This is a genomic window from Pelorhabdus rhamnosifermentans, from assembly GCF_018835585.1.
In the GTDB taxonomy this organism is placed as follows: domain Bacteria; phylum Bacillota; class Negativicutes; order UMGS1260; family UMGS1260; genus Pelorhabdus; species Pelorhabdus rhamnosifermentans.
Map to the genome: position 1 here is coordinate 1 of NZ_JAHGVE010000081.1, position 723 is coordinate 723.

Sequence of the window (723 nt, forward strand, 5' to 3'; positions counted from 1 at the left end):
CTTTAGCGTATCAAGTATTGGCTTTCGAAAATAAGCCTTATCACCATAAAACTCTTTGATGTTACATCCGCATTCTTTACTGCGATTATATAATTCATCAAACTTATTCCCGTCTACATAAGCGCCATCACACGTTTGCACGGCTGTAATAATACGTTCTTCCGGTATCATTGCAAATTCTACTTTGTAACCAAAAAAACTATCCGTTTTTGATTTATATCCTACACGAGCATCTTTATCAACCAGTGATCGTACTCCCTTTTGTATGATGAACTTTTCATCACTCAATATTTCTTTTGCTTCGGCGATTGCCTTTTCTGTTTCTGGCATAATTGTAATATCAACTTTATTTTCGACTTCTTCCATCATACCTTCCAAGTAGGTTTTCATAGTAGCTTTAGCTTCACTATGATCTTCGATTACCTTGTAATCAGGTATCTCTGTATTGAGCCCAGCTGGTAGTGCTCCAGATTCTTTCTCTATATTTTTCAATATTTTCTTCGCTAGATGTTTCATGATTCGCTCGGGAACTAATTTGCCTGTATTGGCCACTGTATGAGTGGCATCTATACTAAGGCCGGTTCCCTTAATGATATTTTTCTCCACACATTGGCGTACTACTTCCTTGATGATATCGTCAACACCAGTACCTTTCAGACGTTGTGTTCTGAATTTGGCGAGCAAACTTGCGTCTGGTAAATCTTCGTCTGGATTTATGCCAAC

The 723-nt window shown here is 38.0% G+C and carries 1 protein-coding gene; it reads right to left on the reverse strand.

What is annotated here, in order from left to right; all coding sequences use genetic code 11:
• Nucleotides 1-723, reverse strand: a 723-nt coding sequence (locus Ga0466249_RS25830; protein WP_512699368.1) for a transposase, incomplete at both ends; no start/stop codon positions are given.